Annotated in this window: 6 protein-coding genes; 2 read left to right on the top strand and 4 right to left on the bottom strand. The window is 72.4% G+C overall.

All coding sequences use genetic code 11. The features are described 5' to 3' along the window. Window positions 1-18: 18 nt before the first annotated feature. The 4 genes from ACFCY7_RS39575 to ACFCY7_RS39560 all read right to left on the bottom strand — a co-directional run bounded on the left by ACFCY7_RS39575 (window position 19) and on the right by ACFCY7_RS39560 (window position 3319). Window positions 19-1107 (bottom strand): PDZ domain-containing protein, encoded by a 1089-nt coding sequence (locus ACFCY7_RS39575; RefSeq protein WP_376490923.1) that lies wholly within the window; start codon window positions 1105-1107, stop codon window positions 19-21. Window positions 1108-1173: 66 nt separating this feature from the next. Then, the gene (locus tag ACFCY7_RS39570; protein WP_367827775.1) at window positions 1174-1404 is read right to left on the bottom strand and encodes a hypothetical protein; all 231 of its coding nucleotides are present in this window, start codon (window positions 1402-1404) and stop codon (window positions 1174-1176) included. Between the two features lie 265 nt (window positions 1405-1669). After that, window positions 1670-2131 (bottom strand): molybdenum cofactor biosynthesis protein MoaE, encoded by a 462-nt coding sequence (locus tag ACFCY7_RS39565; RefSeq protein WP_376490922.1) that lies wholly within the window; start codon window positions 2129-2131, stop codon window positions 1670-1672. Between the two features lie 78 nt (window positions 2132-2209). Then, window positions 2210-3319 carry an SDR family oxidoreductase gene (locus ACFCY7_RS39560; protein WP_376490921.1) on the bottom strand — a complete coding sequence of 370 codons (1110 nt, stop codon included), beginning with the start codon at window positions 3317-3319 and terminating at the stop codon, window positions 2210-2212. 212 nt (window positions 3320-3531) lie between these two features. Between ACFCY7_RS39560 and ACFCY7_RS39555 the strand changes: the two genes are divergently transcribed. Then, window positions 3532-4968 carry a zinc-dependent metalloprotease gene (locus ACFCY7_RS39555; RefSeq protein ID WP_376490920.1) on the top strand — a complete coding sequence of 479 codons (1437 nt, stop codon included), beginning with the start codon at window positions 3532-3534 and terminating at the stop codon, window positions 4966-4968. Continuing rightward, window positions 4965-5489, top strand: coding sequence for an NUDIX hydrolase (locus tag ACFCY7_RS39550; protein ID WP_376490919.1), 525 nt, complete (start codon window positions 4965-4967; stop codon window positions 5487-5489). The genes ACFCY7_RS39555 and ACFCY7_RS39550 overlap by 4 nt, the downstream gene beginning before the upstream one ends. Window positions 5490-5505 lie beyond the last annotated feature (16 nt).

Here is a 5505-nt window from a genome sequence, read left to right as displayed (position 1 = left end):
CCTTCGGCGTATCGGACGTCAGCTCTTCGAGCAGCTCGGGAGCGACGCGGTGTCGCCCTTGCGGAGCTTCTCCAGCGACTTGGTGGCGTCGTCGATGGTGTCCACCTTGACGAGGGTGAGGCCCTCGGGCGTGTCCGAGGCGGCGGACTCGCAGTTGTCGGCCGGGGTGAGGAAGTACTCGGCGCCCGCGTTGCGCGCGCCGACCAGCTTCATCTCGATGCCGCCGATCGGGCCGACCTCGCCCTTGTCGTCGATCGTGCCGGTGCCGGCGACGAACTTGCCGCCGGTGAGGCTCTCCGGGGTGAGCTTGTCGACGATGCCGAGGGCGAACATCAGGCCGGCGCTGGGGCCGCCGACGTCCGCCAGGTTGATGTCGATCGTGAACGGGAAGACGTGGTCGGTGCCGGCCTGGATGCCGACGACGGCCCTGTCCCCCTCCTCGGAGGTGGTGGTCGTGATGACGACCTTCTGGGTGACCTTCGGCTCCCGGCGCGCCTTCTCCGCGGCGGCCGCCTCCTTGGCGGGGACGATCGTGAACTCGACGTCCTTGCCGGGCTTGCGCTTCGTCACCTGCTTGGCGACGTCCGCCTGCTCCTTGATCGGCACGCCGTCGACGGCCTTGATCACGTCCCCGGCGTGCAGCTTGCCCTCGGCCGGGGAGCCCTTCACGACGGTGCCGACGACGACCCGGGCGACCACCGGGATCCCCAGCTCCCCGAGCGCGGCCACCTTGGCGCTCTCCTGGGACTGGCTGAACTCCTCGGCGTTCTCCTGGCTCGACTCCTCCTCGGTCTTCCCGTCCGGGTAGAGGGTGTCGTGCGGCACCACCACGTTGTCGTGGGCGAGCCAGCCGTAGACCGCCTCGACGGCGTTCATCTTGTAGTCCGCGCTGGTGACGCGGACCGTCGTCATGTTCAGGTGGCCGTCGGTCGGGTAGGTCTTGCGTCCCGAGATCTGCAGGACGGGTTCTCCCCTGGCCTCGCCGAGGGTGTTGACCGTGGGCCCCGGGCTCATCTCCGCGTACGGCACCGGGATCAGAACGCCCGCGATGAGCAGACAGATCAGGACCAGGGTGGAGGCGAGCATCGTCGCGGTGCGGCGTGGCATGGAACGACAGTACGGGACTCGTCTGTGGGTGCACCCCTGGGGCGGGTCCGTACGAGGCGCAGGGCGTCAGCTCGACGGCGAGGTGCTGACACCGCCGGCCGCGGCGGCCGGTTCGCGTTCGGCCCGAGCGGAATCGGGGGCCGTGGGGTGGGCGCGTTCCATCGCGTCCCTGAAGCGTGCGTAGCCGGCGAGTTCGGCCACGTCACCTATGGTCTTGTTCCTCGAAGCCCAGCTTCCCCATATCGCCGCGCCGACGACTGCGAAAAGCGGAATCAGCAACCAGGCCAGCGCTGCCATCCCGACCTCCCATCCCCAGTGAGTTGATCAGCAGACTGTGTCATCTGTGAGATCAACGCTCGCGCCTGGGGGCCGGTTACGCAAATCGGGCGTTCGGCTACGCCCTGTCGGCGCGCCGCCTTGCCCTGCCGGCGGACGCTCAGCAGGCGCCGACCCTCCCCCAGCCTTCGGCCGGGGGGACCCCCAGTCTCCGGGTGAACGCTCAGCAGGCGCCCACCCTCCCCCAGCCTCCGGCCGGGGGGACCCCCAGTCTCCGGGTGAACGCTCAGCAGGCGCCGACCCACTCTTCTGTGCCGTCCGAGAAGGTCTGGTGCTTCCAGATGGGGACTTCGTGCTTGAGGTCGTCGATGAGCTTGCGGCTGGCCTCGAAGGCCTCGCCGCGGTGGGGGCAGGAGACGGCGACGACGACCGCGATGTCGCCGACGCGCAGGTCGCCCACGCGGTGGACCGCGGCGAGGGCGCGGACCGGGTAGTTCGCGACGACCTTCTCCGCGACGCGGCGCAGCTCCGCCTCGGCGGTGGGGTGGCAGGAGTAGCCCAGCGCGTCGACGTCCGCGCCGCCGTCGTGGTTGCGCACGGTGCCCACGAAGAGGGTCGTGCCACCGGAGGCGTCGTCGCCGACGGCCCGGAAGACCTCGTCGACGGAGAGCGGGGTGTCACGGATCGCGAGCAGCTTGATCGGGTCGTCCGCTGCCTGCTCACCGGGGTGGTCGTGCGTCTGCGCCATGAGCCCATGGTGCCGTACGCCGCCGACATCCGGTAAGAGACCTTTCGACCTGTGGACGGGACCCTCCGTAGGAGGGTCCTACAAGCCGCGCCGCTTCCTCATCTGGCGGACCAGCGCCGCCGTGCCGAGCAGCGCGACCGTTGCACCGGCGGCGCCCGCCGCCGTGGCGTCCTTGCGGCCCAGCCTGCGTCCGGCGACCGTGTGGCGGCCCTCGGCCTCGGCCAGCAGCGCGGCGAGGACCTCCTCGTTGGTCCACTTCGGCCGCCAGCCGGCGTCGTGCAGCCGTCCGACGCTGACCACCCACGGGTGCATGGTGTACGCGAGGTCGCCCGCCGGGGACGGGGTGAGGCCGATCCGGTGGAGGCGGGCCGCCGCGCCGAGGGCGACGGCGGAGGGGAGCTCCATGCGCCGGATCCCGGAGAGCTCCTCGACCTCCTCCTGCTCCAGCCAGCCCTCGCAGCCGACCGCGAGCTCGCCGTCGACCTTCTCCAGGGCCGCGTACTCCAGGGCGCTCACCAGGTCGTCGACGTGGCAGAACTGCCAGGTGGGCCGGGACCCGGCGACGACGAGCAGCCGGGGCGACTCGAAGTAGCGGGTCAGCGCCGTGTCCGTACCGCCGACGAGGACCGCCGGGCGGACGACGGTGACGTTGAGCCCGGGGTGCGCGCGGGGCGCCCGGCGGCCGAGGCGCTCGATCTCCAGCATGTCGCCGACGCCGGTGGCCTCGGCGGTGGCCCTGAGCTCGGCGTCCTCGGAGAGCGGGATGTCGTTGTCGGGCAGGGCGCCGTAGACCATCGCGGAGGTGCACAGGACCACCCGGCGGACGCCGGCGGCCGCGGCGGCGGTGAGCACGGTCTGCGTGCCGCGCACGTTGTAGGCCGTCCGGGCGGCGGGGTCGGTCTCCAGGTCGAGGTCGACGGCGAGGTGCACGACGACGTCGGCGCCGCGCAGTTTCTCGGCGATGGCCGGATCGCGCACGTCGAGGATGTGCCACTGCGCCTCGGCGACCTCGCCCCGGCGCTCGTCGATGGCGATGACCCGCTTGACCTCGTCGGAGGCGGCGAGGCTCCTGGTCAGCAGGTCGCCGACGCCGGAGGCGGCGCCGGTGACCGCGACGACGGGGCCGCGCGCGGCGGACCGGGTTGAGGGGTTTCGCGCTCCGCGAACCTGAGGATCTGGGGAACTCACCGGGCGTCTCCAGCGGTTGTCTTCAGTACGTACGCCGCATGACGCGTACGGACCAGGTGGCGTCCATCCTGCCGCAGGGCACGGCCCGGCGGAGCACCGAGCCCATTTCCGGCCCGGATGTCTACGCTGGTGGTGTGCGGGTCTGTCTGACAGGCCTGGTCGGGCAGTCGCCGTCGGCAGGAGGCCGGCGGCCCTACGAGCCGAGGAAACCTGTGAGTGACACCCCATTCGGATTCGGCCTTCCGCCGGAGGAGCCGGAGAACGGCGACGAGGGCAAGAAGAAGGACCCCGCCGGAGGTGGCCAGGGGTCCGGCGGCCAGGGCGGCAACCCGTTCGGGGCGAACCCGTTCGGCTTCGGCGGGCTGCCGGGCATGGGCGGTCCCGGCGGTGCGGACAACCCGTTCGCCGCGATGTTCGGCTCGCTGAACCCCAACGACCTGGGGGCGGCCTTCCAGCAGCTCGGGCAGATGCTGAGCTACGAGGGCGGTCCCGTGAACTGGGACATGGCCAAGCAGATCGCCCGCCAGGTGGTGGCGCAGGGCACGGCCGACGGCACCAAGGACGCCAGTGTGGGCCCGGCCGAGAAGTCCGCGGTCGAGGAGGCCGTGCGCCTGGCCGACCTGTGGCTGGACGGCGTGACCTCGCTGCCCTCGGGCGCGAGCACGGCCGTGGCGTGGAGCCGCGCCGAGTGGGTCGAGGCGACGCTGCCCGCGTGGCAGCAGCTGGTGGACCCGGTCGCCGAGCGGGTCGGCTCGGCGATGGGCGACGTCCTGCCGCAGGAGATGCAGGCCATGGCCGGTCCGCTGATCGGCATGATGCGCTCGATGGGCGGCGCCATGTTCGGCCAGCAGATCGGGCAGGCCGTCGGCGCGCTGGCCGGCGAGGTCGTCGGTTCGACCGACGTGGGTCTGCCGCTCGGCCCGGCGGGCCGCGCGGCGCTGCTGCCGCTGAACATCGAGGCCTTCGGCAAGGACCTGGGCGTGCCCTCGGACGAGGTGCGGCTCTACCTGGCCCTGCGCGAGGCCGCCCACCAGCGGCTCTTCGCGCACGTGCCGTGGCTGCGGGCGCACCTGTTCGGCGCGGTCGAGGGGTACGCGCGGGGCATCAAGGTCGACACCTCGAAGCTGGAGGAGGCCGTCGGCCAGCTCGACCCGACGCACCCGGAGCAGCTGCAGGAGGCCCTCCAGCAGGGCATGTTCCAGCCGGAGGACACCCCGGAGCAGAAGGCGGCGCTGGCCCGTCTGGAGACGGCGCTCGCGCTGGTCGAGGGCTGGGTGGACGCGGTGGTCCACGAGGCCGCGAAGTCCCGGCTGACGTCGGCGGACGCGCTGCGCGAGACGCTGCGCCGGCGCCGCGCCTCGGGCGGTCCCGCCGAGCAGACGTTCGCGACGCTGATCGGTCTGGAGCTGCGTCCGCGGCGGCTGCGGGACGCGGCGCGCCTGTGGGCCTCGCTGACCGACGCGCGCGGCGTCGACGGCCGCGACGGCCTGTGGGAGCACCCGGACATGCTGCCGACGGCGACCGACCTGGACGACCCCGACGGCTTCGTCCACCGCGAGCACCTCGACTTCTCCGAGCTCGACAAGATGCTCGGCGAGGCGGCGGAGGGCCGCTCCGACGACCAGGGCAAGGACGACGACGCCACGTGACCCTGCACGACGACGCGGTCCTCGTACTGAAGGAGTACGGGGACCAGGACGAGCTCCGGCAGGCCTACCTGGACCATCTCGCCGAGCACCCGGACGGCATGTACAAGCCCTGCGGGGCCGGACACCTGACGTCCAGCGCGCTGGTGATCGACCCCTCGCGGGGACGGGTGCTGCTGACGCTCCACAAGAAGCTCGGCATGTGGCTGCAGATGGGCGGCCACTGCGAGCCGGGTGACGCGACGGTGGAGGCGGCGGCGCTGCGCGAGGCGACGGAGGAGTCCGGGATCACGGGCCTGACGCTGCTGCCCGGCGGTCCGGTGCGGCTCGACCGGCATCCGATCCCGGCGCCCTGCCACTGGCACCTGGACGTGCAGTACGCGGCGCTCGCGCCGGCGGACGCGGTGGCGGAGATCAGCGAGGAGTCGCTGGACCTGCGCTGGTTCGCGTACGAGGAGGTGGCGGGCGTGGCGGACACGTCGGTGGTCCGCCTCCTGGAGGCCACGCTGGCCCGCCTGCGGTAGGAGACGGGGAAGGGGG

The organism is Streptomyces sp. NPDC056361 (assembly GCF_042262805.1).
Classification (GTDB): Bacteria; Actinomycetota; Actinomycetes; order Streptomycetales; family Streptomycetaceae; genus Streptomyces.
Note: the sequence above shows the minus strand (reverse complement) of the source record. Positions and strands in the feature narration are given on the sequence as shown.